General features: G+C 55.1%; 30 protein-coding genes. 17 read left to right on the forward strand and 13 right to left on the reverse strand.

Features of this window, described 5'->3' with window-relative positions; genetic code table 11:
• Nucleotides 1–7 precede the first annotated feature (7 nt).
• Nucleotides 8–1,462, forward strand: a complete 1,455-nt coding sequence (locus GAH_RS00375) for a site-2 protease family protein (RefSeq protein ID WP_048094173.1) — start codon at nucleotides 8–10, stop codon at nucleotides 1,460–1,462.
• Entirely contained in the window at nucleotides 1,459–2,331 is an 873-nt protein-coding gene (locus GAH_RS00380) for an ATP-binding protein (protein WP_048094174.1), read from the forward strand. The genes GAH_RS00375 and GAH_RS00380 overlap by 4 nt, the downstream gene beginning before the upstream one ends.
• On the opposite strand, the gene GAH_RS00385 is transcribed toward GAH_RS00380, so the two are convergent.
• The 6 genes from GAH_RS00385 to ftsZ form a co-directional block, all read right to left on the reverse strand.
• Nucleotides 2,325–2,744 (reverse strand): type II toxin-antitoxin system VapC family toxin, encoded by a 420-nt coding sequence (locus GAH_RS00385; protein ID WP_048094175.1) that lies wholly within the window; start codon nucleotides 2,742–2,744, stop codon nucleotides 2,325–2,327. The two genes, GAH_RS00380 and GAH_RS00385, sit on opposite strands and share 7 nt — an antisense overlap.
• Entirely contained in the window at nucleotides 2,711–3,937 is a 1,227-nt protein-coding gene (locus GAH_RS00390) for a translation initiation factor IF-2 subunit gamma (RefSeq protein WP_048094176.1), read from the reverse strand. Before GAH_RS00390 ends, GAH_RS00385 begins: the two co-directional genes overlap by 34 nt.
• Before the next feature lie 103 nt (nucleotides 3,938–4,040).
• Nucleotides 4,041–4,514: a 50S ribosomal protein L11 gene (locus GAH_RS00395; RefSeq protein WP_048094177.1), complete on the reverse strand. Its 474-nt coding sequence runs from the start codon at nucleotides 4,512–4,514 to the stop codon at nucleotides 4,041–4,043.
• A gap of 3 nt (nucleotides 4,515–4,517) precedes the next feature.
• Nucleotides 4,518–4,976 (reverse strand): transcription elongation factor Spt5, encoded by a 459-nt coding sequence (locus GAH_RS00400; protein ID WP_048094178.1) that lies wholly within the window; start codon nucleotides 4,974–4,976, stop codon nucleotides 4,518–4,520.
• Entirely contained in the window at nucleotides 4,973–5,146 is a 174-nt protein-coding gene (locus GAH_RS00405; protein WP_048094179.1) for a protein translocase SEC61 complex subunit gamma, read from the reverse strand. The genes GAH_RS00400 and GAH_RS00405 overlap by 4 nt, the downstream gene beginning before the upstream one ends.
• Before the next feature lie 33 nt (nucleotides 5,147–5,179).
• Nucleotides 5,180–6,268: a cell division protein FtsZ gene (gene ftsZ / locus GAH_RS00410; protein WP_048094180.1), complete on the reverse strand. Its 1,089-nt coding sequence runs from the start codon at nucleotides 6,266–6,268 to the stop codon at nucleotides 5,180–5,182.
• Between the two features lie 71 nt (nucleotides 6,269–6,339).
• Here ftsZ and GAH_RS00415 point away from each other — a divergent pair, with 71 nt between their 5' ends.
• The 14 genes from GAH_RS00415 to GAH_RS00480 all read left to right on the forward strand — a co-directional run bounded on the left by GAH_RS00415 (nucleotide 6,340) and on the right by GAH_RS00480 (nucleotide 17,765).
• Nucleotides 6,340–7,557 (forward strand): dihydroorotase, encoded by a 1,218-nt coding sequence (locus GAH_RS00415; protein ID WP_245604029.1) that lies wholly within the window; start codon nucleotides 6,340–6,342, stop codon nucleotides 7,555–7,557.
• Nucleotides 7,558–7,879: 322 nt separating this feature from the next.
• A complete protein-coding gene (gene ppsA / locus GAH_RS00420; protein ID WP_048096594.1) occupies nucleotides 7,880–10,138 on the forward strand; it encodes a pyruvate, water dikinase in 2,259 nt (752 codons plus the stop codon).
• A complete protein-coding gene (gene hpt / locus GAH_RS00425) occupies nucleotides 10,138–10,698 on the forward strand; it encodes a hypoxanthine/guanine phosphoribosyltransferase (RefSeq protein ID WP_048094182.1) in 561 nt (186 codons plus the stop codon). Before ppsA ends, hpt begins: the two co-directional genes overlap by 1 nt.
• A complete protein-coding gene (gene dph2 / locus GAH_RS00430) occupies nucleotides 10,670–11,632 on the forward strand; it encodes a diphthamide biosynthesis enzyme Dph2 (protein ID WP_048094183.1) in 963 nt (320 codons plus the stop codon). Before hpt ends, dph2 begins: the two co-directional genes overlap by 29 nt.
• Nucleotides 11,633–11,750: 118 nt before the next feature.
• Nucleotides 11,751–11,972, forward strand: coding sequence for a hypothetical protein (locus tag GAH_RS00435; RefSeq protein WP_048094184.1), 222 nt, complete (start codon nucleotides 11,751–11,753; stop codon nucleotides 11,970–11,972).
• A gap of 115 nt (nucleotides 11,973–12,087) precedes the next feature.
• Nucleotides 12,088–12,534, forward strand: coding sequence for a 30S ribosomal protein S13 (locus tag GAH_RS00440; RefSeq protein WP_048094185.1), 447 nt, complete (start codon nucleotides 12,088–12,090; stop codon nucleotides 12,532–12,534).
• Between the two features lie 11 nt (nucleotides 12,535–12,545).
• Nucleotides 12,546–13,070, forward strand: a complete 525-nt coding sequence (locus GAH_RS00445; protein ID WP_048094186.1) for a 30S ribosomal protein S4 — start codon at nucleotides 12,546–12,548, stop codon at nucleotides 13,068–13,070.
• A gap of 1 nt (nucleotide 13,071) precedes the next feature.
• The gene (locus GAH_RS00450) at nucleotides 13,072–13,473 is read left to right on the forward strand and encodes a 30S ribosomal protein S11 (RefSeq protein ID WP_048094187.1); all 402 of its coding nucleotides are present in this window, start codon (nucleotides 13,072–13,074) and stop codon (nucleotides 13,471–13,473) included.
• Between the two features lie 30 nt (nucleotides 13,474–13,503).
• The gene (locus GAH_RS00455; RefSeq protein WP_048094188.1) at nucleotides 13,504–14,289 is read left to right on the forward strand and encodes a DNA-directed RNA polymerase subunit D; all 786 of its coding nucleotides are present in this window, start codon (nucleotides 13,504–13,506) and stop codon (nucleotides 14,287–14,289) included.
• A gap of 2 nt (nucleotides 14,290–14,291) precedes the next feature.
• Nucleotides 14,292–14,861, forward strand: coding sequence for an HVO_0476 family zinc finger protein (locus tag GAH_RS00460; protein WP_048094189.1), 570 nt, complete (start codon nucleotides 14,292–14,294; stop codon nucleotides 14,859–14,861).
• Nucleotides 14,842–15,810: a nucleotidyltransferase domain-containing protein gene (locus tag GAH_RS00465; RefSeq protein ID WP_048094190.1), complete on the forward strand. Its 969-nt coding sequence runs from the start codon at nucleotides 14,842–14,844 to the stop codon at nucleotides 15,808–15,810. The genes GAH_RS00460 and GAH_RS00465 overlap by 20 nt, the downstream gene beginning before the upstream one ends.
• A 23-nt stretch (nucleotides 15,811–15,833) precedes the next feature.
• Complete coding sequence (locus tag GAH_RS00470; protein WP_048094191.1) at nucleotides 15,834–16,226, forward strand: biotin/lipoyl-containing protein; 393 nt, start codon at nucleotides 15,834–15,836, stop codon at nucleotides 16,224–16,226.
• Nucleotides 16,226–16,732 (forward strand): NTPase, encoded by a 507-nt coding sequence (locus GAH_RS00475; RefSeq protein ID WP_048094192.1) that lies wholly within the window; start codon nucleotides 16,226–16,228, stop codon nucleotides 16,730–16,732. The genes GAH_RS00470 and GAH_RS00475 overlap by 1 nt, the downstream gene beginning before the upstream one ends.
• Entirely contained in the window at nucleotides 16,722–17,765 is a 1,044-nt protein-coding gene (locus GAH_RS00480; RefSeq protein ID WP_048094193.1) for a tRNA (guanine(10)-N(2))-dimethyltransferase, read from the forward strand. The genes GAH_RS00475 and GAH_RS00480 overlap by 11 nt, the downstream gene beginning before the upstream one ends.
• Here GAH_RS00480 and GAH_RS00485 read toward each other — a convergent pair.
• The 4 genes from GAH_RS00485 to GAH_RS00500 are packed head-to-tail and all read right to left on the reverse strand — an operon-like array spanning nucleotide 17,743 to nucleotide 20,674.
• Nucleotides 17,743–18,807, reverse strand: coding sequence for an AAA family ATPase (locus GAH_RS00485; RefSeq protein ID WP_048094194.1), 1,065 nt, complete (start codon nucleotides 18,805–18,807; stop codon nucleotides 17,743–17,745). The two genes, GAH_RS00480 and GAH_RS00485, sit on opposite strands and share 23 nt — an antisense overlap.
• Nucleotides 18,804–19,313, reverse strand: coding sequence for a MogA/MoaB family molybdenum cofactor biosynthesis protein (locus GAH_RS00490; RefSeq protein ID WP_048096595.1), 510 nt, complete (start codon nucleotides 19,311–19,313; stop codon nucleotides 18,804–18,806). Before GAH_RS00490 ends, GAH_RS00485 begins: the two co-directional genes overlap by 4 nt.
• On the reverse strand, nucleotides 19,313–20,323 hold the full coding sequence (fen, locus tag GAH_RS00495; RefSeq protein WP_048094195.1) for a flap endonuclease-1: 1,011 nt from the start codon (nucleotides 20,321–20,323) through the stop codon (nucleotides 19,313–19,315). Before fen ends, GAH_RS00490 begins: the two co-directional genes overlap by 1 nt.
• Nucleotides 20,324–20,353: 30 nt before the next feature.
• Nucleotides 20,354–20,674, reverse strand: coding sequence for a hypothetical protein (locus GAH_RS00500; protein ID WP_048094196.1), 321 nt, complete (start codon nucleotides 20,672–20,674; stop codon nucleotides 20,354–20,356).
• A gap of 105 nt (nucleotides 20,675–20,779) precedes the next feature.
• Between GAH_RS00500 and GAH_RS00505 the strand changes: the two genes are divergently transcribed.
• Nucleotides 20,780–21,835, forward strand: a complete 1,056-nt coding sequence (locus tag GAH_RS00505; protein ID WP_048096596.1) for a phosphotransacetylase family protein — start codon at nucleotides 20,780–20,782, stop codon at nucleotides 21,833–21,835.
• Here the strand turns inward: GAH_RS00505 and GAH_RS00510 are convergent.
• From GAH_RS00510 to GAH_RS00520, 3 genes are read right to left on the reverse strand one after another with little or no spacing between them, the layout of a single operon-like run.
• On the reverse strand, nucleotides 21,830–22,468 hold the full coding sequence (locus GAH_RS00510; RefSeq protein WP_048094197.1) for an RNA-binding protein: 639 nt from the start codon (nucleotides 22,466–22,468) through the stop codon (nucleotides 21,830–21,832). The two genes, GAH_RS00505 and GAH_RS00510, sit on opposite strands and share 6 nt — an antisense overlap.
• Before the next feature lie 9 nt (nucleotides 22,469–22,477).
• Nucleotides 22,478–23,095, reverse strand: coding sequence for a methyltransferase domain-containing protein (locus GAH_RS00515; protein ID WP_048094198.1), 618 nt, complete (start codon nucleotides 23,093–23,095; stop codon nucleotides 22,478–22,480).
• A gap of 2 nt (nucleotides 23,096–23,097) precedes the next feature.
• Nucleotides 23,098–23,487 carry a 30S ribosomal protein S6e gene (locus GAH_RS00520; protein WP_048094199.1) on the reverse strand — a complete coding sequence of 130 codons (390 nt, stop codon included), beginning with the start codon at nucleotides 23,485–23,487 and terminating at the stop codon, nucleotides 23,098–23,100.
• Nucleotides 23,488–23,494 lie beyond the last annotated feature (7 nt).

A 23,494-nucleotide genomic window follows, 5' to 3' on the forward strand; every position in this document is an offset into this window, starting at 1 on the left:
GGGAGCAATGGATGCTCTGACCGCACTGACAATCTTCCTCGCATACTGGGCGATAGTCGAGTTCCTCAAGAGACGGGGGGTTCTGGAGAGGAGGGGAATCACCGCCTACGGGCCAGTGCTGATGATAAGGACCGAGAGGGGCATAGAGCTCCTGAAGAGGCTTGCCCGGAGAAGGAGGTTCTGGATCGTCCTCGGAAACGCCGGGATACCCGCGGTCTTTGCCGGGATGGTGTTCATGTTCGTCCTCATCCTGTTCATGGACTACACCCTCTTCACATCCCCTCCACCACCCTCAGACCTCACGAGCCCGAGGAACGCTCTGCTGATTCCCGGGGTGAACCAGTACATCCCCCTCGTGTGGGGGCTCATAGGGCTGATAGTCACCCTCATAGTCCACGAGTTCAGCCACGCGATTTCCGCGCTCTCGGAAAACATAAGGGTGAAGTCACTGGGAGTCCTCGTGGCTCTCGTGCCAATCGGCGGATTTGCCGAGCCGGACGAGGAGCAGCTCCTCCACCACTCGGAGAGGGGGACGAGGTTGAGGGTGTTCTCCTCAGGAGTCATAAGCAATTTCATCACCGCCGCAATCGCGTTTTCAATTTTCTTCTACCTCCTCGGCTTCATAACTCCGTCAATCGCGGTTCTGAGTTCAGATAACCCTGACCTGAAGGTAGGAGACGTTGTCGTGGAGATAAACGGGGTAAAGGTGACGAGCCCGGACGACATATCGAAGGCTGTTGGAGAGCAAGGCAAGATCGTGCTGAAGCTTGCGGACGGCAGAGAGGTTCAGCTCTCAGGGGTGACAGGGGTCAAGATCGTGCAGGTTGTTGACGGCTATCCAGCGAAAGAGGCAGGGATTCAGGAGGGGTGGATAATAACGGCCGTTGACGGAAAGAAGATACACACGCTCAGAGACTTCCTCAAAGCCATGGAGGGGAAGAAGGGCGGGGACAGGGTTGAGATTCAGGTGTTCGACGGCTCCGAGTACAGGAACTACACGCTCACCCTGAAGGATGCGAACGGAAGGGGGCTCATGGGTGTGCAGGTGACGGAGTACTTCGCGGGGGTGACGTTCAGCTACTTCTACGCGGAGAACATACTGAACACGCTTAGGGGAATTCCGTCAATGCTCACAAACCCGGCAGGCTGGCTCTTCCTGATATCGATGCCGATAATATTCTTCAACAGCTTCTCCTTCCCAATCACCGCGTTCTTCCACTCGTCTGTCGGAGGCTGGATTTTCTACGCGCTCAACACCTTCTACTGGATTGGATGGATCAACTTCTATGTCGGACTGTTCAACTGCCTGCCAGCCGTTCCGCTGGATGGTGGAAGGGTGTTCTACGATGTGGCGGAGAAGCTTGGTGGAAAGAGGAGCGCTGAGATCGCATCGAAGTTTCTCTCCTCGCTGATCTTCGGCTCGATAATTCTTTCAATCGTGATACCCAACATGCCGCGATGAAGTGCAAGAGATGTGGCAGAAACGCCTTCGAGAAGTTCAGAGGCACATACTACTGCAGGGAGTGTCTGATAACAAAGTACGAGGGTGCTGTGGAGTCGGCGATCAGGAGATACAGGATGATCAGGAAGGGGGAGAGGGTGCTCACGGCTCTGAGCGGTGGCAAGGACAGCGTGGCCATGCTCTCGTCCCTCAGAGTGCTCTCAAAGAGAATCGGCTTTGATGTTGACGCGATGTTCATAGACCTCGGCATAGGCAGGTACAGCCGCCACTCCCTTGAAGTCTCAAAGAAAGTTGCGGAGATGCTTGACGTGAGACTGCACGTTGTGAGGCTCGAGGACTACGGCTTCACAATAGACGACGTCAGGGGAAAGGTCTGCTCGGTCTGCGGAAATGCGAAGAGGTACATCATGAACAGGTTTGCGAGGGAAAACGGCTACGACGCCATAGCCACCGGCCACTGCGCCGAGGACATACTCGCCAACCTTTTCAAGAACATGTACTCGGGCAACATGGAATGGAGCGAGAAGCAGAGGCCGAGGATGGAGGGCTTCGACAGGATTGTGACGAGGGTGAGACCGCTCTACGAGATGAGCGAGAGGGAGAACATGGTCTACGTCCTCGCCAAGGGGCTGCCTTTCCTGAACGAGGAGTGCCCCAACGCCCCGTCGACCAAGTGGAAGGAGATCGTCTACGAGATAGAGAGGAAGGTTCCGGGGTTCAGGGTGAGCATTCTGAGGAACCTCGCAAGGGAGAGGAGAGATGGAGGAGATGAGGAGTTCAGGTACTGCAGGATCTGCGGGGAGATAACAACCTCGAGCGTCTGCCAGTTCTGCAGGAACGTGAAAAAGTACGCGAGAAAAAATCAGTAGTCCTCGTCGAGCTCCACGTACTTCAGCTCCCTCAGGTAGCCCACGACGATGCCCTCAAGCTTTGCTCTCCTCCTCAGCGCCTTGTCGTTGGTTATAACGGCAGCGTCGAGGGACTTTGCGAGCTTTAAAATCGCGTTGTCACTGCCAACCGCATCCACCTCGTGCACCTCGCAGTCGTCCCTGCTCCTGATGAGCGTCAGCGCAAACCTCGCAGCCCTTCTCTCAGTCCCGTCAAGGCTCACCTGAAGCCTCTCGAGCTCCTCAACGACGTGTCTGGGAAAAACAAATTTCTTAAAGCCCAGCTCCCTGAGCTGGGTGAAAACGTCCACCTTCTTGGTGAAGATGTACATCAGAACGTTGGTGTCGATTATCGCCTTCCTTACACTATCCTTCCCGCTCCTATGAGCCTCCATCTCGAGCCGACCCTTCTGCTTATTGCCACCTTGGAGCCCTTCTCAGCGCAAACGGGTCTCTTCAGCTTCACCTCAACCACATCATCCCTCGCGGAGGTAACTATCCCGAGGGTAGTTGACGTGCCCACGCTGAGCATCAGCGGCTCGTTCATCTTGATCTTCTCCACCCTCAGCTCCTCCTCAGCACCGACAACCCTCTCGAGGAGCTGAACCTCCATCGTGAAGTCGAAGAGCACATCGGGAAGTTTGTCTGGATGCCCGACCACATTACCAACAAGCCCGTCTCCCTTGGTTATGAACGGGTCGAGCTTTGTGGCGACACCTATCAGACCACCCGGAGTTGCCTCCTCAACATTCCTGCCTGAAGCCATTATGCTCACGACCTCGCTGAACAGCGGGTTGTAGTTGCCCCTCTCGTCCTTAACTCCCGGCCTGATCTCGATCTCGTCACCAACCCTCAGCCTGCCTCTCGACAGGCTTCCACCGAGAACCCCTCCAACGAGCTTCTCGGGCTTCGTCCCCGGCTTGTTCACGTCGAAGCTCCTCGCCACGTACATCAGCGGGGGAGACTCGAGATCCCTCTCCGGCGTGGGGATGACCTCCTCTATCGCCTCGATGAGGGCGTCAATGTTGACCCTCTGCTGGGCCGAGACGGGGATTATGGGCGCGTTCTCAGCTATGGTCCCCTTCACGAATTCTCTGATCTCCTGATAATTCTCCAGAACCCTCTCTTTCGGCACTATGTCAATCTTGTTTTGCACGATAACTATTCTGTCAACCCCGATGATCTCAAGCGCCATGAGGTGCTCCTTGGTCTGGGGCCTCGGGCACTTCTCGTTGGCGGCAATCACCAGCACTGCCCCATCCATCAGCGCGGCACCGCTAAGCATCGTCGCCATTAGAGTCTCGTGACCCGGGCTGTCCACGAAGCTCACCGTCCTGAGAACCTCGGTCTCCACGTTGTGCCTCGGACAGGTCTTCTCGACCATGTACGCCTCCGTCCCCTCGCACTTCGGGCACTTTCTGAAAGTGGCGTCCGCGTAACCGAGCTTGATCGAGATCCCCCTCTTGAGCTCCTCGCTGTGCCTGTCCGTCCACACCCCGCTCAGAGCTGCAACAAGAGTGGTTTTACCGTGATCAACGTGACCTACCATACCTATGTTCACTTCTGGCAGAGGAACATCATCGCTCATGAGTCATCGGACGAGGAAATGGTATTTAACTTATTTGATGCCCACCAGACGCAAGGCAGAACAGGTTGAAGCAGAACAGAAAATATGTAACAAAAAAGGAGGGTCACTCCTCGGGTATCTCTATCTTGCCCTCCTTGATCTCCTGCTGGACCTCCTTGGGGTGCTTGCCCTCAACCTTGACACCCATGGACACAGCAGTCCCCAGAACCTCAAGCACCGCCGCCTTTAGGTCGTAGGCCAGCATCTGCTTCTGCTTGATCTTGGCGATCTTGATGACCTGCTCCATCGTCAGGTCTCCCACATACTCTCTGCCCGTGGCCTTCGATCCCTTTTCAAGTCCGAGCTCCTTCTTGATGAGCGCAGATACAGGCGGGACACCGACCTCTATGTCGAACGTCCTGTCCTCCTTGGCGATTATCTTTACCGGCACGGGCAGGCCGTCAAAGTCCTTCGTGGCCTCGTTTATCCTGTCGACCACCTGCTTGACGTTAAGTCCGAGCGGACCTATTGCGGGACCGAGTGGTGGACCCGGTGTTGCCTTTCCTCCCGGAACAAGAACCTCTACTACCTGTGGCATTCACTACACCTCCTCTTCATCAGTCTTTTCGAGAATTCTCACATTATCCGCCTTAACGGTGACGGGAATCGGAACCACGGCCTCCAGAAGCTCGACGGTGATCTCGTTCTTGGCCTCGTCAACCCTTTTGACGATGGCAAGCTCACCCTTGAAGGGGCCGCTTATGATCTCAACCTTGTAGCCCTCCCTTATCTGCTCCGCAGCCTTCTTAGGCTTGAGGAAGTGCTCTATCTCAGCAAGACTCGTCTCACCCTTCACCAGCCCCTTGACGTGCGGAACCCCCTTTATCGCGTTCACTATGTCCTCGTTGCTCTCGGCCTCGACAATGATGTACCCCTTTATCTCCTTAGGGGCGAGGATGGAGTACAGCCTTATGCCCCTCTTCTTCACTCCCGCAGCCATCAGGTTGGCCACTATCCTCTCCTGATTGGCCGTGGTCTTGACTATGAAGTACCTGCTCATTTCAGAGCCCCCGGAAGAACGTCCATCAAAAGGTAGATGAAGAAGCCTATCAGCCCTATGACGAACATTACCGCCACAGCCACCTTTGTCGTGGTGACGAACTCCTCCCTGTCGGGTTTTCTCGTCATTCTGAGGATGTTTATGTAATCCTTAAGCTTGTCGCTGATCATAGCCCTGCCTAACCATTATCGGTTTTTAAAGATTTACCTCACGAAGTCTATTCCGTACCTCTTGGTTATCGCCGGCCCCTTCCTGCCGAATATCTGCGGAGACTTCACGCCCGTGACTATGACCAGCGTCCTTATCGTGTTCTCGAGGGACGGGTCGATCATGGCACCCCAGATTATCCTCGCATCTGGGTCGATCTTGCTGTAGATCTCCTCGACTATGCTCTCCGCCTCCTCTATGGTCATGTCTGGCCCGCCGGTTACGTTGACAAGCGCAGCCTTTGCTCCGGTAATGTCCACGTCGAGCAGCGGGCTCTTGAGTGCCTTCCTGACGCTCTCAGATGCCTTGTCCTCACCGCTCGCCTCTCCGAGGCCAATCATCGCCACTCCGCCCTTCTCCATGACCGTTCTGACGTCGGCAAAGTCGAGGTTGATCAGCGCCGGCTTGGTTATCAGCTCCGTTATGCCCTTCACCGCCCTCATCAGCACCTCATCCGCGACCTTAAACGCGAGCTGCATTGGGTAGTTGGGCACAACCTCGAGCAGCCTGTCGTTGGGTATGACTATCACCGTGTCCGTGACCTCCCTAAGCCTCTCAAGCCCAGCTTCAGCATTTGCCCTCCTTATCGCACCCTCGGCAGAGAACGGCAGCGTGACGACTGCGATGGTCAAAGCACCCGCATCCTGAGCAGCCTCGGCAACCACGGGAGCCGCTCCGGTTCCTGTACCACCGCCAAGACCGCAGGTTATGAAAACAAGGTCGGAGCCTTCAAGCAGTGCCCTTATCTCCTCCTCGTTCTCCTTGGCAGCCTCCTCACCAACCTGCGGAAGGCTTCCGGCTCCAAGCCCCCTCGTCCTCTTCTTGCCGATCAGAATTCTCTTGTCGGCCTTGGTGTAGTACAGGTGCTGCACGTCAGTGTTTATTGCGATCAGCTCCGCGCCCTCTATACCCTCCTCGAACATTCTCGTTATTGTGTTGCATCCACTTCCCCCAACTCCAACGACCCTAATGACGGTCTTCAGCTCGTGAAGCATCTGCAGAATTTCGTCATCCTCATCCTCCCGCGTAAAAGCTCTCCTCTCCTCGTTGGCCCTCTTAATTGCCTCCCTCACGATTGAATCCATAATCCTCTCCTCGCAGAGTTTTTTTAGTTTAGTGGCCAGAATAGTATTTAAACCTTTGTTCCCCATCCCCCATGATGATTCTCTCCGGAAAGCTCATCATCGGCAGAGATCTCGTCACAGCAGGCATGAAAATAGAGGAGGGGAGGATCGTAGAGATAAGCAAGCAGCTCACCGGCAAGAGGCTTAAAGGGCTCATACTGCCCGCCGGAATAGACGTTCACGTCCACCTTAGAGATTTTGAGGAGAGCCATAAGGAGACGATAAGGAGCGGCACTCTCTCCGCACTGCACGGCGGGATTTGCCTTGTTGTTGACCAGCCAAACACCCGCCCATTCATAGACTCCGCAGAAAAGTACGAGAGGAGAGTGAGACTGGCGGAGAAACACCTCAACGTTGATTATTCCCTCAACATGGGGCTAACGAGGAGGAATTCCGACAGAATAAACGAGATCGTGGGTGAGCTCAAAGAGAAGGGCTACAACCCCGCTGTGGGCGAGGTGTTCCTGCAGCACGACAACCCGGAGTTTCAGGTTGACCCAGAGATTGTGAGAGATGTCGAGCACCTCACAACAATACACGCCGAACTGCCCGAGTTCGTGGAGTCAAACGAGATCCCAAACTTCCTGCACAGGGACAGGAGGGCCGAGATAGAGGCGGTGAAAAAGCTCGCCCCCCTCGGAAGGTACTTTTGCCACATCTCGACGAGAGATGCTTTTGAGACAATCACCCCATCCCCATCGCTCGTGGAGGTAACCCCCCACCACCTCCTCCTCGACAGCTCTGAGTACGAGAGGCTGAACGGGTTCGTGAACGTGAACCCCCCTCTGAGAGAGAGGGGCGACAGGGAGTTTCTGCTCGAGAACTTCTCGAGGATAGACGTGCTGGCCTCAGACCACGCCCCCCACCTTCCGGAGGAGAAGGAGCGTGGAGCCTCAGGCTACCCCGGCGTGGAGACAATGTACCCGCTGATGATGGGGCTCGTGTTTTATGGAAGGGTGAGCGTCTTCGAAGTCGTCGAAAAGATTGCGAAGAACCCGGCAGAGATCTTCGGGTTCGAGGGATACGGGGAGATAAGGGTCGGGAACTACGCCAACCTCGCAGTTTTCGACATATCGAGGGTTGAGAGGGTGAGGGCAGATTCGCTCCACAGCCTCTGCGGCTGGACTCCCTTTGAAGGATTCCCAGCCATCTTCCCCCACACGGTCGTGCTGAGAGGGGAGATCGTGAAGGAGGGTGATGAGGCTGTCGAGGGTTTGGGGGAGGTTTACAAGAGCGGATCAGGTTTTTAAGAGTCCTGCCAGCATAACAGCATGGACGATGACGAGCTTCTCGACTACTACTTCGAGCTCAACATGAGGAGGGAGGTCTGCAGGAGGGAGCAGCTCAACAAGAGGTTCGTCGAGGCAAAGCTGAAGAGGTCGAGGGAGTGATAAAGCTTATTAACTCCTCAGGCCAAGTAATCAGTGCTCCGCTTCCCACGCCCGTGTGACGAGCATGAGCATGGGTCGGTTGGCGGAGCAACACCCTCCAATTTCTCACGATTTTAAACCGGAAGGAAGCTAAGGAAAAACCTTTATAATTTCAGGACTCTGGTTGCAACAGGTGGTTGTTATGGGGATTCTGTGGCTCAATGAGATAGGTAAGGATGACATACCGCTGGCCGGCGGAAAGGGGGCGAACCTCGGAGAGCTTTTGAGGAACGAAATTCCCGTTCCGAACGGTTTTGTGGTTGACAGCAGGACGTTTCTCGAGTTCATGGAGGCCACGGGCCTCTGGTATCAGGTAAACGACATGCTCAGGGGGATCGATGTAGAGAACACAGACGAGCTGAACAGCGTGTCTGAGAAGATCAGGAAGCTCATAGAGTCAGCCGAGATCCCGGAGAACATAGAGAGGGACATAAGGAACGCGTACAGGAAGCTCTGCGAGGAAGAGGGAGAGGAGGTCTTCGTTGCCGTAAGGAGCTCTGCTACGGCAGAAGATCTGCCTGAGGCGAGCTTTGCCGGGCAGCAGGAGACGTACCTGAACGTGAAGGGAGAGGATGAGGTTGTTGACAAGGTCAGGAAGTGCTGGAGCAGCCTGTACACGCCGAGGGCAATCTACTACAGGGTCCAGCAGGGGTTCAAGCACGAGGATGTGAGCATCGCCGTTGTTGTGCAGAAGATGGTCAACAGCGAGAAGAGCGGAGTCATGTTCACCTCCCACCCCGTCACAGGAGAGAAGCTCTGCATAATCGAGGCCGCCTTCGGCCTTGGAGAGGCAATAGTGAGCGGGGCGGTCAGCCCTGACACGTACGTCTACGACAGGGTGAAGAGGAAGCTTGTGGAGGTAAACGTCGCTGAGAAGAAGATAATGATCACAAAGAACGAGAAGGGTGAGACCGTAACCTTGGAGCTCCCTCCGGAGAAGGCAAGGGAGAGGGTGCTCTCCGACGAGGAGATAGAGGAGCTCGTCAAGTTTGCCGAGCTCATTGAAAACCATTACGGCCACCCACAGGATGTTGAGTGGGGAATCGAGAAGGGTAAGGTCTACATCCTCCAGTCGAGGGCGATCACGACCATAAAGGGCAAGAAGGAGGCTGAGACCGTGAAGGGGGACCTCAAGGTGATTCTGAAGGGTCTTGGAGCCTCTCCGGGAATTGGAGTGGGCAAGGTCAAGATAATCTCGAGCGAGAAGGAGATAAACAAGGTCGAGGAGGGCGACGTCCTCGTGACCACGATGACCACGCCGGACATGGTTCCGGCGATGAAGAGGGCATCGGCGATAATAACCGACGAGGGCGGAATGACGTGTCACGCGGCGATAGTAAGCAGAGAACTCGGAGTTCCGGCGGTTGTTGGTACGAAGGAGGCAACCAAGGTGCTCAAGGACGGAATGGTCGTCACAGTGGATGGAGAGAAGGGAGTTGTGTACGAGGGGGCGGTGGAGATAGAGAGGAAGGAGGACAAAAAGACCGAGGTCGTCGCGAAGGCCAAGATAATAACCGCAACGGAGGTCAAGGTGAACATATCGATACCGGACGGTGCTAAGAGGGCCTACGAGACCGGAGCGGATGGAGTGGGTCTGTTCAGAATTGAGCACATGGTTCTCGGCCTGCCCAAGCACCCGATGAAGTACATAAGGGACGGGGAGATAGAGGAGTACATCCAGAAGCTCTACGAGGGAATGAAGGCCGTTGTTGACACGTTCTACCCCAAACCCGTCTGGATAAGAACCCTCGACGCCCCAACGGATGAGTTCAGAGCGATGGAGGGCGGAGAGAACGAGCCGATCGAGGCAAACCCGATGCTCGGGTTCAGGGGTATCAGAAGAGACCTCGTCGAGGACATACACTTCAGGGCGGAGATAAGGGCGATCAAGAGGCTTGTGGACGAGGGATACACCAACGTTGGAATAATGCTGCCGCTCGTCACGAGGGTCGAGGAGGTCAGGAGGGCCAAGCAGATAATCGAAGAGGAGGGTCTGCCGCTCAGCAAGATAGAGTTCGGTGTGATGGTTGAAACCCCCGCGGCCGCGCTGATAATCGAGGATCTCGTGAGGGAGGGCATAGACTTCGTGTCCTTCGGCACCAACGATCTCACCCAATACACCCTCGCGGTGGACAGAAACAACGAGAACGTCGCGTATCTCTACGACGAGACCCACCCAGCAGTTATGAAGCTCATCGAGCACGTGATCAGGGTGTGCAAGGAGCACGGAGTGAAGACGTCGATATGCGGACAGGCCGGAAGCTATCCGCACGTCGTGGAGAAGCTGGTGATGCTCGGAATAGACAGCGTGTCGGCCAACCCCGATGCTGTTGAGAGGGTGAGGGAGACGGTGGCGAGGGTTGAGAAGAAGATAATGCTCGACAAGCTGAGGGGTCTCTGATGCTGAACAAGCTCATAAAGAGCCTCGAGAACGCACCGGTGATAATGAAGGGGGACTACCCCTACTTCATCCACCCCCTGACCGACGGAGTCCCAGAGCTCGACCCGGACATAGTCAGGGAAGCGGTCTCCGGAATAATCAGGATAGCTGACCTCGACGTGGACAAGATCGTTACCGTCGAGGCCATGGGAATCCCCGTGGCAACGGCGCTGAGCCTGGCGGTGAGCATACCGATAGTTGTCGTGAGGAAGAGGGCCTACAACCTGCCAAACGAGATAGTGGTTGACCAGCAGACGGGATACTCCAAGGGGAAGCTGTACATAAACGGAATAGAAAAGGGAGACAGGGTGATTCTGGTTGACGACGTCATATCCACCGGAGGAACGGCCCTCGCAACGCTCAAAGCTCTTGAAAGGGCCGGAGCGGTGATCAAGGACTTCGTCGCCGTCGTTGAGAAGGGAGACGGGGCAAAGATGCTCAGGGAGATGGGGTACAACGTCAAGAGCCTCGTGAAGATAGAGGTCTCAAAGGATGGCGTCAGAATCCTCGACCATATCTGAAAGAATCGATTTTCAATCCATTTTTTCCAAACTCGGTTCTGCAAGGCTTGTCGGAATCCAGCTCCCGGACGGTCTGAAGTACTACGCCGGAGAGATAGCGGACAGGTTCAGGGAGAATGGGTACGAGGTGATAATCTCCGGAAAGCCATCCTACGGTGCCTGCGACATTGACGTCTCACTCTTAGAGGTTGCGGACGTGCTGCTCCACTTCGGGCACACGGAGATGCTCAGCATCGAGAGGGTGATCTACGTCCCCTACAACATCGACTACAGCGTAGATGCCGAGCTGCTCAGAAGGGAAATCAAAGAAAAAAGGATCGCAATCATTGGAACCGCAAGCTACGCCTGGAAGTTTGAGAGCGTGGCCGAGAGGCTGAGAGACGTAGGCTTCGAGGTGGAGCTGAGGAAGGGAAAGAGGGTCGCGTACCCGGGACAGGTTCTGGGGTGCAACTACTCGTGCCTTGAGGGGACGAGAGCGAAGGCCATCCTTTTCATCGGAGATGGAGAGTTTCACGCGATTGGGGCGAGCCTGTACGCTGGTAGAAGGGTTTACGCGTACAGCCCCCTCTCCGAAGAGCTGAGGGTCGTGGACACCTCCGACTTCGTGAGGAGGAGGTACTTTCAGGTATCGAGGGCCAAGATGTGCGACAGCTTTGCGATCCTCGTCTCAACTAAGCCGGGGCAGAAGAGGCTGGGGCTTGCGATGAGGCTCAAGAGGCTTGCTGAGGAGAAAGGGATTAAGGCAGAGGTCATACTGGCGGACGAGATAGATCCGAGCCTCGTCGAGGGCTTCAGGTTCGACTGCTACGTCAGCACGGCCTGCCCCAGAATAGCGTACGATGATTACAGAAGGTTTTCAAAACCTGTTATAACCCCTCAGGAGTTCGAAATCGTCCTCGGTTTGAGCGAGGAGCTTACTCTCGACTTGCTGTAAACTCGCATTTGGTTCGAATTTTTCCAGCATTAGTTTGTCAATGTTAACTGCATGAGTTGCGTTAAGCTTATATCTTCCAAAAATCACGTTGTAATAACAATTATTAGGATGTGACATCATGTCTCAAGACCCAGAAATAAAAGTGAGAGTCAGAGTCCGAAAGACAGAGACCCGGATAATAATCAACATAAAGAACAGGAAGGTCAACGTCATCGAGTGCAACCTGATGAACAGCAGGTGCTTCAGCTGCGTTCCGTTCTGCGAGGCTGTTGTCGCAGCTAAGGACTTCGCCTTCAAGAGGAGAAAGCCAAAGGCGGAAGTTATAGTTGAGAACAGGTAATCCGATTCACTCCGTCAGGTTTAAGTAACGAACCTTTCCCCTCTTCTCCTCAATCGGCTGGCTGCAGCAATATTTAAATATCTTCTCTTTAAGGCAAAGGGCAGAAGGTGGTAAGATGGAGGAGGGATTCAGGCACATCGTCAGAATTGCGGACACGGATCTGGACGGAAAGAAACCGGTAATTCACGCGCTCACGGGTATCAAGGGCATAGGACTCAGGATGGCGAGGTCGATCACAAACCACCTCGGAATACCGGCGATGACGAAGCTCGGAGAGCTTGACGACGAGACAATTGCGAAGCTCAAGAAGTTCGTGGAAGAGGAGATCGAGAGCCTGCCCTCCTGGATGCTCAACAGGAGGAAGGATTACCACACCGGTAAGGATCTCCACCTCCTCAACAAGGACATAGACTTCGCGAGGATGCTGGACATAGAGAGGATGATCAAGATAAGGGCTTACAGAGGAATGAGGCACGCGAGGGGCTACAAGGTCAGGGGCCAGAGGACGAGGTCCACGGGCAGGAAGGGTGCGACCGTTGGTGTTATCAGGAGGAAGAAGTGAGGTGGTAGTTAATGGGTGATCCAAAGAAGCCGAAGAAGAAGTACACAACCCCCACAAAGCCGTGGGACAGGGTGAGGCTCGAAAGGGAGGCTCCTCTCGTAATCAAGTACGGTCTCAGGAACAAGAGGGAGCTCTGGAGGTTCCAGAACCTCCTGAGGAAGTACAGGAGGGTCGCGAGGGATCTGCTCGCCAAAGTCAACTTCCCCGGCAGGGAGGGAGAGCTTGCGAAGGCCAAGGCCCAGCAGGTCATCAAGAAGCTCAACAGGATGGGCATTCTGCCCGAGAACGCGACGCTCGACGACATCCTGAACCTCACGGTTGAGGACTTCCTCGAGAGAAGGCTGCAGACGATAGTCTACAGGCAGGGGCTTGCAAAGACCATAAAGCAGGCGAGGCAGCTGATAGTCCACGGCCACATAGCCGTTGACGGCAGGAGGGTCACATCTCCGAGCTTCATAGTGGAGAGGGAGATGGAGAGCAAGATAGGTTACTACTCAAACTCACCTTTCGCCAAGCAGCAGGTGACGGAGGGATAATATGGCTGAGAAGAAAAAGAAGGGTATTTGGGGTATCGCGCACATATTCTCGTCCTACAACAACACGATAATAACGATAACCGACATCACGGGCAGCGAGACCATAGCGAGGATAAGCGGCGGAATGATAGTCAAGGCCGGAAGGGACGAGGGCAACCCGTACACGGCGATGCAGGCAGCCCTCAGGGTTGCCGAGGTGGCCAAGGACAAGGGGATTGAGGGCGTTCACATCAAGGTCAGGGCACCGGGCGGAAACAAGCACACAACACCCGGTCCGGGCGCTCAGGCGGCAATAAGAGCCCTCGCAAGGGCTGGATTGAAGATCGGCAGGATCGAGGACGTCACTCCGATACCGCACGACGGAACGAGGCCCAAGGGCGGAAAGAGGGGCAGGAGGGTCTAACCCTCTCCCATTTTTGACCGGTGTTCTGCCATGAAGGTCGAGTTTGTCAGGGACGACGGTATCACAGCGGAGTTCATTCTGAGGGACTCTAATCCAGCGTTCGCCAACGCATGGAGAAGGGCGATGAAGAGCCACGTTCCAACTCTTGCTGTGGACTACGTTGACTTCTACATGAACTCGTCCTACCTGTACGACGAGATCCTCGCCCACAGGATAGGCCTCGTGCCCCTGAAGACCAACGTAGACAAGTTCAACCTGCAGGAGAACTGCGTCTGCGGTGGGGAGGGCTGCCCGAGCTGTCAGGTGTCCCTCAGGCTGAACGTTGAGGGGCCGAAGGTTGTCTACTCTGGAGACTTCATCTCCGATGATCCCGAAACCCAGCCAGTCTTTGACAACATCCCGATTGTCGAGCTCTACGAGGGGCAGCAGCTGATGCTCGAGGCGGTTGCAAGACTTGGATTCGGCAGAGAGCACGCCAAGTTCCAGCCCGTATCTGTATGCACCTACAGGATCCTCGGAAAGGTTGAGATAGGAGAGGAGTGCACGGACTGCGGCAGATGCATCGAGATCTGTCCAAAGGGCGTGTTCGCAGAGGAGGGAGAGAAGGTAGTGGTCAAGAACGAGTACGAGTGCTCCCTCTGCAGAGACTGCGTGAAGGTCTGCGAGGAGAATGCGATAAAGATAACTGAAACTGACGACTTCGTGTTCAAAGTAGAGTCCGTCGGCCAGATGGAGGTAAGGGAGATAGCCAGAAGGGCGCTTGAGGCGCTGAAGAGCAAGGCCGAAGAGATGAACAGGCTTCTTGAAGAGCTGTAAAGATGAAGAGAGAGATATACTGCGACTCCTGTAAAGAGGAAACCCCACACGTTCTGATAAACCCCTCAAAACACCTTTTTCAGTGTGAGGTCTGCGGTTCTGTTATGGAAGTTCTCCCGGAAAAGAGGGTCGAGCTGAGGGCAATAATAAGCAGGGACGACGTCTCGGAGAGGGGGAAGATAGAGGTTCCGAGGTCAGAGGTGCTGACGAAGGGAGAGGAGGTCGTCGTAGAGGTCGGAGAGGGGTACAGAGTCGGAGAGATAACGTCCCTCGAGCTGAAGAACGGCAAGAGGGTGGACGTGGCGAGTGCTGAGGACATAGAGACTGTCTGGCTGAGAGATGTGGGAGAGGTGAAGGTCAGGATAAGCCTTCACAAGGGGCCAGTCACAACACCGTACGAGATCTTCACGTCTGGAGAGGTGGAGTTCACGGTTGGGGAGATCCTCCCGGTGGAGGGTAGGAAGTACAAAATTACGAGGATAAAGCTGATAAACGGTGGCCTGCTGAAGAAGGAGGGAAGAAGCGCAAAGGCCAAGGAGATCAGAAGGATATATGCCCAGTTCATCAGGTAAGCCGATAAGGCTCAGGGACTTCATCAGGGTTGGAGACCTCTTCTTTTCCGTTGTTGGATACAGAAACGACGAGAGCGTGAAGTGCTTCCTCAGGTACGCCCCAGGGAAGGGTGGAAGGTTCAAGGACGGCAGGGAGTACAGGAAGCTGAGCCACGAGGAAGCCATAGCTGTTGGAGAGAGGTACTTCAGCCCTAAGGAAGGCGTTTTCAGGGTGAATCACACAGAGATCGACGAGGTATTCAAGCCCGAAGAGAGGCTCAGCGAGGCCATGGATTCCGAGGTCAGGAAGGTTGTAGATTTTCTGCATGAAATTCCGCGCGAAGAGATGGGCGTTACGGGCTCGAGGCTCATAGGGCTGAAGGGTCAGGAGAGCGACGTGGATTTTGTCGTGTACGGCAGATACTGGTTCGAGGCGAGGGAGAGGATAAAGAGGGGAATCGAGAGAGGAGAGCTCTCTGAACCGGATGACGAGACCTGGGAGTTCATATTCAGGAAGCGAAAACCCCCTCTGAGCTACGAGGCATTCCTCCTGCACGAGAGGAGGAAGTACCACCGGGCGTTCATAGGCAGCACCTACTTCGACCTGCTCTACGTGAGAGGCTACGAGGAGCTGAACAAGCCAATACCCGAGGAGGTTGGAACGAAGCTGGGGAAGATGAGGGTGGTGGCAAGAGTCATCAGCGACAGGGACGTGTTCGATTACCCCGCATACTACCCGGTGGATCACCCGGAGATCAGAGCCGTGCTCAGCTTCACCCACACCTACGCGGGGCAGGTGTTCGAGGGGGAGGTACTCGAAGCGTACGGTCAGCTTGAGGAGATTGACGGAGAGAGGTACCTCATAGTCGGAACGAAAAGGGAGACTGAGGATGAGTACATAGTCTCCAGAACCCTGCTCGAGAGGATGGGAGTGAGTGAGTACCTGAACGACCGTATCGAAAGTGTTTAAAATTTTCCTGAGAATGGAGGGGCATGAAGAAGTTCAAGGTCACCCTATCAGGCAACGTGTACTATGCCGAGGTGGAGAAGGTCTCGAACGCCCTCTACAAGGTTAAGGTCGACGACAAGGTCGTCGAGGTTGAGGTCGAGGAGGAGGTCATCAAGTCCGTTAAGGGCGTTCCCTCCTACAGGCCGGAGAGCGTTGATCTGGGTCAGAAGGTCGTCAAGGCCATGCTCCCCGGAACGATTATCAAGATCCTCGTTTCTCCGGGTGATGAGGTCAAGGCGGGAGAGACGCTGCTTATACTCGAGGCAATGAAGATGGAGAACGAGATCGTTTCTCCATCAAGCGGGAAGGTGAAGGAGGTCAGGGTGTCTGAGGGTCAGAGGGTCGAGACTGGAGATGTTCTGGTAGTTCTGGAGTGATGAGGGTCGCAATAACCGGAAGGCCGGGAGTCGGGAAGACCACGGCATGTCTAAAAATCTACGAGAGGCTTAGAGGAAAGAAGGACATCAGGGGGTTCGTGACGAGGGAAGTGAGGGAGAAGGGAGTCAGGGTGGGCTTTGAGATCGTGGAACTCACAACAAACGAAACATACGTTCTCGCGAGGAAAGGGGATGGCTATCCGAGGGTTAGTAAGTACAGGGTCTTCGTCGAGAACCTCGAAATCGTGGCGTCTCGAATTGCCGGCTACGCCAACGCCGACCTCGTCATACTCGACGAGGTTGGCCCGATGGAGCTGAAGAGCCGCAGTTTTGTGGATGCTGTTGAGAGGTTGCTTGACTCGCATGAGAACCTGCTCCTCACAGTCCACTACAGGTCAACTCACCCGCTCGTTCTGAGGATAAAGAGGGAGTTTGAGGTCGTTGAGCTGACGCCCGAGAACAGGGACAGGGTTGTGGAGGAGGTGCTGGAGAGGCTTGATAGTTGAGGGAAAGGCGAGGATACTGACCGAAGGAGTGTTCTACAACCCGAGAATGGAGTTCTGCAGGACTGCGGACATGGAGGTTTTCAGGCACTTAAGGAGCAAGAGCTACCTCGACGCCCTCGCAGCGAGCGGTGTGAGGGGAATAAGGGCGATGCTCGAGGCTGGCTTCGAGAACGTGGAGTTCAACGACATTGATGAAAGGGCGGTGAGGGTGATAGAGGAGAACCTGAGGTTGAACGGTCTGAACGCGAGAGTCCACAACAGGGATGCTGTGGCCTTAATGAGGGAGAGGAGCTACGACCACATAGACCTCGACCCGTTCGGCTCTCCAGCCGAGTTCATAGACTCAGCTGTAAGGTCTGCGAGGAGGTTCGTCAGCGTTACGGCAACGGACACTTCTGCCCTCTGCGGCAGCGCACCCATCTCAGGCCTCAGAAAGTACGGAGCATTTGCCGAGAAGACGGAGTACTACCACGAAACGGGCCTGAGGATGCTGATCGGCAAAATTGTGAGAGAGGTGACGAAGTACGACAAGTACGCAGAGGTTTTGGTGTCATGGGCCAAGGAGCACTACTACAGGGTGCATCTAAGGGTCAGGAAGTCGAGCAGAATGGCGGGCAAGGTCTACGAGAAGATGGGCTACGTGCTCCACTGCAACCACTGCGGGAACAGAGTCGTGATGAGCGTCTTCGAAACGCCCGACAGGTACTGCTCCTGCGGAGGGATGTTCAGGATGTACGGCCCGATGTGGACAGGAGAGCTCCACGACCCGGAGTTCGTCAGCGGGCTCTCAAAGGAAGGTAAAGCTGGCAGGCTGTTCTCAGCGATAGAGCAGGAAATCGACACCGTGACGCACTACGACGTTCACAACCTGACTGAAAGGCTAGGGATCTCCCCACCAAAGCTCGACGACATTATAGAGGCGCTGAGGAGCCACGGGTTCAGAGCGTCGAGAACGCGGTTCCCGGGGCCGACGTTCAAGACGGACGCGAGCATCTCCGAGATAAGGAGGATCATTTCAGAAATTCGTCGATAGCCGAGAGAACCTCGTCTGCCCTGAATCTGCGAACGACGTACCTCTTCAGTCCCCTGTCGTACTTCGTGGCCGTATCTATCAGCCTCAGGTTCTCGAGCTTCCTGAGTATCTCGTAGAACTTCGTGTAGCTCAGCCTCGACCTGAACATGGCATATATGTCTCCGGTGTACCTGACGTCGGATGTGTAGATAGCAGCGAGAACGTCAGCCTCCTCCCTGCTCAGGGCCGAGATCATCTTCCTGAAAAACGCTGTTCTGCTCTGCTCCAGAACCTCCTCGACATCCTCGACGCCAACGACATCCCTGCCCTTTCTGTCGGCATTCAGCACCGCCATCTTCAGCGCCTGTATCCCGAACCTGAGGTCGAGGTACTCGAACGCCCTTTCGGCGATCATCTCGAGGGCCTCATCGCTAACTCTGCCACCAACAACCCCCTCGAGTACCCTCTTCCTCAGGATCTCAAGCATCTCCTCGAAGTCGTAGACGGGGAATACCACCTCATCGGGGTGGAACACCGAAGTGGTCTTCGCGTCAAGGGAGGCGAGGAACTTCATGTCCGTGGAGATACCCACTAGCCCCGCCTTGAATCCGTCAACCTCCTCGTGACCCTTCAGTATGAGGAATATGACCTCATCCGCCAGCTTTGCCGGCAGCAGATTCACGTCGTCCAGAACAACGAGCAGGATTCTCCTTTCCTCAACCACGTTCCTGAGGATCGCGGAGTAGAGCTTCTGGAACGAGATGCCGGAGGGTGGGATGTAGCCGTGAAGGTGCTCGAATATTCTTAAAAATATCTGCTGCCTCGTCTGGTGCACCTGACAGTTCACGTACACCCCTGTAACGGCATGCTCCGCCATTCTCATCACGTGCTTGATCACGGTCGTCTTTCCCGTCGCAGGAGGGCCGAGGCATAGCATGTTCACAGGCCTGCTCCCGTGCTCGGCAGGCTTCAGGTTGACAGCAATTCTCCTGATCTGAGTGTCCCTGAACAGAATCTCCTCCGGCACGTAGTCCTCGTCGAACACCTCGTACCTGACTATCATCTCATTCCCCTTGCGTGGGAGAGGATGTGGGTCACGACGGAGTGGATTATCTCGAGCCCTGTCCTGACCGCATTTTTAGAGCCGGGAAGGCAGAAGATCACCCTTCCATCAACAATCCCGGCCGTCGCTCTGGAGAGAAGGGCGTTGAAGCCTACCTCCTTGTAGCTCTCGAGCCTGAAAATCTCACCGAAACCGTCTATCTTCCTGTCAAAGAGAGGTTCGACAGCCTCTATTGTCACATCTTTCGGGTTCAGGCCCGTGCCTCCGGTTATCACCACCACGTCCTCCTCGCTCTCGATCACTGCCCTCCTGATCTCCTGCACGTCATCCGGAACGAGCACGTATTCTCTTACCCTCTCCCCAAAGCTCTCAGCTATAAGCCTCCCGGAGCCATCGTCCTCCGGGATGTTCTCTACACCCCTCACCCTCCCGTACTTCTCAAATCGGGATGTTGAAACGGTAACGACCCTCACAGTATACTCCAAAGCGACATCATGCTCGTGCATCAGAACCACCTGTCAAGGGTCATCTGGCTCGCGGCCAAGTTTTCGGCGATCTTCTCAACCGCCTTCTCAACCCTGTCCCTGCTGAAGTCGTGCTCCTCGCACAGGAACTCGACAACCCCCTCAACATCCGGCTTCCCGAAAGAGATGTCGTAGTCGTCGCTGACCGGCGGGTTCAGGTAGAACTCCCTTATCTCCTCCACGTTCTCTATGCTGGCCTTCAGCGCCTTGAGTGCTCTGAACACGTCGCCATAGGTCTTTATGTACTTCAGAGCCTTCTTGGCACCCACCCCCCTTACCCCCTCGTTGTAGTCGGTGCCGACGAGCAGGGCTATGTCAACGAGCTGCTCCCTCGTTATGCCCAGCCTCTTGAGGTTCTCGCTCAGCGAGATAACTTCAGGTTTAACCTCCACGTACACACTCTTCCCGGGAAGCTTTCTCCTGCCCGTTATCGTGAGGTTCCTCGCGAGAAGGGGGGAGCCGAAGAGGAGGGAGTCATAGTCCTGACTCCCCGTGAAGTCAGCATCACCCTTGGAGGTCATGTACGCGGCCTGCGCCTCACCTTCGCTCGGAGCGTCAACGTAGGGGATCCCGAGGAGCTCGAGAAGGCGCTTCGACGTCGAGACTATGTACTCATCCACCCTCGCAGCCATCATCGCGTACTTCTTGGCCTCCTCTCCCCTCTCGAGCGCGGCCTTCCACTTCTCCTCGGCCTCAATCTTCCTCTCAATCCTCTCCTGAATCTCCTTGGCCTTGAACTCTGGCGGCTTTCCATCGAAGACGTACACCGGCCTTATGCCGTTCTCAATCAGATTCGCGTTTCTGTAGAGCAGCCCGGAGAGGTGAGAGGTAATCCTGCCCTGCGAGTCCTTGAGCGGGGTTCCGTCAGGCTGCCTTATCGTGGTGATGAACTGGTAAATAGTGTTGAACGCGTCTATGGCGATCTTCCTGCCCGAAAAGTACTCGAGCTCTACGCTCTCCCTCTCGAGGATCTCGCCAATGTCTGAGCCCATAACAACACTTGCTCTGGAAATTTAAAATAGCTACCTGTAGAGCCTCTTCTCGATTCTGTCCAGCCTGAACTCTATGGACTCCATGTACGCCCTTATCTTGCCCTCTATCTTCTCCTCGAGGTCTGCCGAGTTGATCGCCACCGCCCTCTTAACGCTCTCGAACTCCTCCTTCATCTTCTGCATCCTGTACTCCATGCTTATCAGCAGGAGGCTCAGCGAGAGTGTCAGCAGGAAGGCGGAGAAGATCACAACCCCATCCACGTTGTCGTAGAGGGAGAGCCATTTCCAAGTTAGAGTGATCGCCGAGATCACCATCAGCCCCGCGAAAACCACGTCTCTCTCCATTATCATCCCCCAGAAAAATCTCGCTCTCCACGTATTTATAATTTTTAGTCAATTTTTCCTGCCCGGGAAAACGATAAAAAGCTGCCGTGCAAAATTCCGGTGGGGAGCAGGATGGTCAGAAGCGTGCTGATTTCCTCAGTTGAGGAGTACTCGGGAAAGAGCTCGATAATAGTCGGGCTCGGAAGAATTCTCCAGAGCGAGGGGTACGAGGTGGGATACTTCAAGCCCTTTGGCGTCAGCGCAACCAAGGTGGGAGAGGAGCTTGTGGACGAGGACGCGTTCACAACCGCGAGGAACCTCGGACTCGAGGATGATGTTGTGGGTGTGGTTCTCGACAGACCGTACATAGAGTTCATCCCGTACGCAGACCCCGTGGAGGTGAAGAGGAAGATAGTGGAGAAGTACGAGGAGCTCTCCAAGGGAAGAGACGTGCTCTTCGTGGAGGGCTCGACAGACTACAAGACCGGCAGAGCCATCGGCATAGGAGACCCGGTGGTCGCGGAGCTGCTGAACCTGAAGGTTCTGATGGTGGCCAGATACAGAAACGACTTCGTTGTTGACAAGCTCCTCAACTCAAAGGACGTTTTTGGAGAGAGGCTCGGAAAGGTGATAATAAACCAGCTCTCGGGTTACAAGACCACCTACGTGCAGGCCATCTCGTCCAAAGTTCTCGAGAGAGCGGGACTTGATGTCATAGGAGTCCTGCCGAAGGATCCAGTCCTCGCAGGCGTTTTCGTTAGCGAGATAAGGAGCGCGCTGAATGGAGAATTCTTAGTTGAGCCTGAGAGAGACGACGTCATAGAGCACCTGATAATCGGGGCGATGTCTCCACAGTCCGCGCTCAAGTACTTCAGGGAGACGAGGAACGCGGCTCTGATAACCGGAGGGGATAGAAGCGACATTCTGAGGGTCGCGCTTGAGGTGCACAACATCAAGTGCCTCATACTCACAGGCAATCTGGAGCCTGAGAGAATCATACTCTCAATGGCAGAGGAGAGGAAGGTGCCGGTGATTCTCGTGAGCGAGGACACGCTCACAACGATGACGCAGCTCGAGCAGGTGTTCGGGAGAGCGAGGCTGACGGGGGAGGTCAAGCTCAGGAGGATAGAGGAGCTCGTGAGGAGCAATCTGAAAATAGAGGAGGTGAAGAGGTACCTCGGGCTATAGCAGGCTCAGGACTATGGACTCAACCTCTCCGAGCCTGTCCTTTATCGAGAGAATCTCCTCGTGGGTTAACCCTCCCTTTTTATCCAACCTCGCAGAAACGAACATGCCCTCGCTGATGACGTCCCCAAATTGCCTTGGAGGCAAAAAGCTCACGACGGCATTCCCTCCAGCCTTGAACTCCTGAGAATTCGTAACGATCTCCATCTTGAATCCGCAGTCAAAGGAGCAGAGCCACAGGTTGTCGGCTATCTGCACGCTCGAAACTATCTCTCCAGAAAAGTACCTGATCGCCTCATACGCCTTCTCGATCTCCCCTCTCTTCAGCAATTCCGGCAAATGTGCGAGGTACTCGAGCCAGTACTTGGAGTTGAGCTGGTGGAAGTCCCTCTCGGCCTTCAAAACCACCTCGAGCACAGACTTGGCCGTCTCGGATATCTTAACAACAGACTCGAGCTCGGCAAGCTCCTCGAACGGCATGTAGGAGTACTTGACTATCTGAACCTCGCTCTTCAGCCCTGAGATTGCCCTAATGAGCTCCTTCCTCCTCTGAACCTTCACGTTGTTCAGCGACTTTTCCAGCTCCTCCACGCCCTTCTCGGCCAGCCTTATCCTGAAATCACTGGCTGTGTCCACAACACCACCTCACGGCTTTCTTCCTGAAATTATAACGACGAGCTTGCTCCAGAATGAGTAGGGGCCCATCTCAACATACCTTATGTCCTCGAGCCCGGCCTTCTCCATCCAGAGAACCATCTGCTGGGTCGACGGGAACAGCATTATGCTCTCGGCAAACTTCCTCACCAGCACGTTGTCCGGCTTTCTCGGTGCGAGAATTACCACCCTACCACCACTCTTCGTAACCCTTGCCATTTCCTGCACACCCTTCTGAGGATTCGGCCAGTACTCGATGCTTCCCGCGGAAATTGACGCGTCGAATGATGAGTCCTTGAAGGGCAGGTTCTCCGCGTCCCCCCTCAGAAACTCTGCGCTTTCGAACCTGTTCACCGCCTTCTCCATCTGCTCGGGGGTGAGATCAACGGCAACGACGTTCTCCTCTCCCACTCTCCTTACAATCTCCTCGGTCGTGAACCCGGTTCCACAGCCAACCTCGAGAACGAGGTCGCCCTTCGCGACCTTGGCCATGTCGACAACCGTTTTCCTCATCTCGTCGGAGTAGAAAAAGGGGTTTACAAAGTCGTATATCTTGGAAAAATACCTGTAAAAGTTTCGCGCCCTCTTCTTATTCTCCAGAATCCCCATGCTCACTCCTGCTGGCTCTTGAAGTACTCCCCCAGCGGCACCTTGCCGTGCTTCACGACCTTCATGTTTATCTGGACTATGTCCCTCGTTATGACCCTGCCCCTGACCATCTTCTTCTTCCTGATTCCCTTCTCCTTCGGTCTGTATCCAACCCCTCCGGAGAGCAGAATCCTCTTCCTTACCGGACCGGGTATGTCCGGCCTTATCGGGAATCCGTCCTTGTCGCTCCCGCCCGTGATCTGAAGCTCGTAGTCCGGTGGGAGCTCAACTATCGTTCCATTTATCACATCCCCTACTTCCTTCCCGATCAGCTTGTTCGCGTTCGCTCCGCTCACCACCTTCTGGTACGCCCTTCCGGTTGACGGATCCGAAATCACAACCTTAAACTCCATCACGCAT

It is taken from the genome of Geoglobus ahangari, assembly GCF_001006045.1.
GTDB classification, from domain to species: Archaea; Halobacteriota; Archaeoglobi; order Archaeoglobales; family Archaeoglobaceae; genus Geoglobus; species Geoglobus ahangari.

Bases quoted from the DNA above. Each gene is read 5' to 3' on its own strand.
- GAH_RS00475 (WP_048094192.1), top strand. From the start codon at position 16,226: ATGAGGGTCGCAATAACCGGAAGGCCGGGAGTCGGGAAGACCACGGCA.
- GAH_RS00450 (WP_048094187.1), top strand. From the start codon at position 13,072: ATGGCTGAGAAGAAAAAGAAGGGTATTTGGGGTATCGCGCACATATTC.
- GAH_RS00485 (WP_048094194.1), bottom strand. From the start codon at position 18,807: ATGATAGTCAGGTACGAGGTGTTCGACGAGGACTACGTGCCGGAGGAG.
- GAH_RS00380 (WP_048094174.1), top strand. From the start codon at position 1,459: ATGAAGTGCAAGAGATGTGGCAGAAACGCCTTCGAGAAGTTCAGAGGC.
- GAH_RS00445 (WP_048094186.1), top strand. From the start codon at position 12,546: ATGGGTGATCCAAAGAAGCCGAAGAAGAAGTACACAACCCCCACAAAG.
- GAH_RS00520 (WP_048094199.1), bottom strand. From the start codon at position 23,487: ATGGAGTTTAAGGTTGTGATTTCGGATCCGTCAACCGGAAGGGCGTAC.
- hpt (WP_048094182.1), top strand. From the start codon at position 10,138: ATGCTGAACAAGCTCATAAAGAGCCTCGAGAACGCACCGGTGATAATG.
- GAH_RS00490 (WP_048096595.1), bottom strand. From the start codon at position 19,313: ATGCACGAGCATGATGTCGCTTTGGAGTATACTGTGAGGGTCGTTACC.
- GAH_RS00455 (WP_048094188.1), top strand. From the start codon at position 13,504: ATGAAGGTCGAGTTTGTCAGGGACGACGGTATCACAGCGGAGTTCATT.
- GAH_RS00440 (WP_048094185.1), top strand. From the start codon at position 12,088: ATGGAGGAGGGATTCAGGCACATCGTCAGAATTGCGGACACGGATCTG.
- GAH_RS00415 (WP_245604029.1), top strand. From the start codon at position 6,340: ATGATGATTCTCTCCGGAAAGCTCATCATCGGCAGAGATCTCGTCACA.
- GAH_RS00515 (WP_048094198.1), bottom strand. From the start codon at position 23,095: ATGGGGATTCTGGAGAATAAGAAGAGGGCGCGAAACTTTTACAGGTAT.
- GAH_RS00375 (WP_048094173.1), top strand. From the start codon at position 8: ATGGATGCTCTGACCGCACTGACAATCTTCCTCGCATACTGGGCGATA.
- ppsA (WP_048096594.1), top strand. From the start codon at position 7,880: ATGGGGATTCTGTGGCTCAATGAGATAGGTAAGGATGACATACCGCTG.
- fen (WP_048094195.1), bottom strand. From the start codon at position 20,323: ATGGGCTCAGACATTGGCGAGATCCTCGAGAGGGAGAGCGTAGAGCTC.
- GAH_RS00405 (WP_048094179.1), bottom strand. From the start codon at position 5,146: ATGATCAGCGACAAGCTTAAGGATTACATAAACATCCTCAGAATGACG.
- GAH_RS00460 (WP_048094189.1), top strand. From the start codon at position 14,292: ATGAAGAGAGAGATATACTGCGACTCCTGTAAAGAGGAAACCCCACAC.
- GAH_RS00470 (WP_048094191.1), top strand. From the start codon at position 15,834: ATGAAGAAGTTCAAGGTCACCCTATCAGGCAACGTGTACTATGCCGAG.
- dph2 (WP_048094183.1), top strand. From the start codon at position 10,670: ATGGCGTCAGAATCCTCGACCATATCTGAAAGAATCGATTTTCAATCC.
- ftsZ (WP_048094180.1), bottom strand. From the start codon at position 6,268: ATGGATTCAATCGTGAGGGAGGCAATTAAGAGGGCCAACGAGGAGAGG.
- GAH_RS00465 (WP_048094190.1), top strand. From the start codon at position 14,842: ATGCCCAGTTCATCAGGTAAGCCGATAAGGCTCAGGGACTTCATCAGG.
- GAH_RS00505 (WP_048096596.1), top strand. From the start codon at position 20,780: ATGGTCAGAAGCGTGCTGATTTCCTCAGTTGAGGAGTACTCGGGAAAG.
- GAH_RS00500 (WP_048094196.1), bottom strand. From the start codon at position 20,674: ATGATAATGGAGAGAGACGTGGTTTTCGCGGGGCTGATGGTGATCTCG.
- GAH_RS00385 (WP_048094175.1), bottom strand. From the start codon at position 2,744: ATGGAGGCTCATAGGAGCGGGAAGGATAGTGTAAGGAAGGCGATAATC.
- GAH_RS00435 (WP_048094184.1), top strand. From the start codon at position 11,751: ATGTCTCAAGACCCAGAAATAAAAGTGAGAGTCAGAGTCCGAAAGACA.
- GAH_RS00390 (WP_048094176.1), bottom strand. From the start codon at position 3,937: ATGAGCGATGATGTTCCTCTGCCAGAAGTGAACATAGGTATGGTAGGT.
- GAH_RS00395 (WP_048094177.1), bottom strand. From the start codon at position 4,514: ATGCCACAGGTAGTAGAGGTTCTTGTTCCGGGAGGAAAGGCAACACCG.
- GAH_RS00400 (WP_048094178.1), bottom strand. From the start codon at position 4,976: ATGAGCAGGTACTTCATAGTCAAGACCACGGCCAATCAGGAGAGGATA.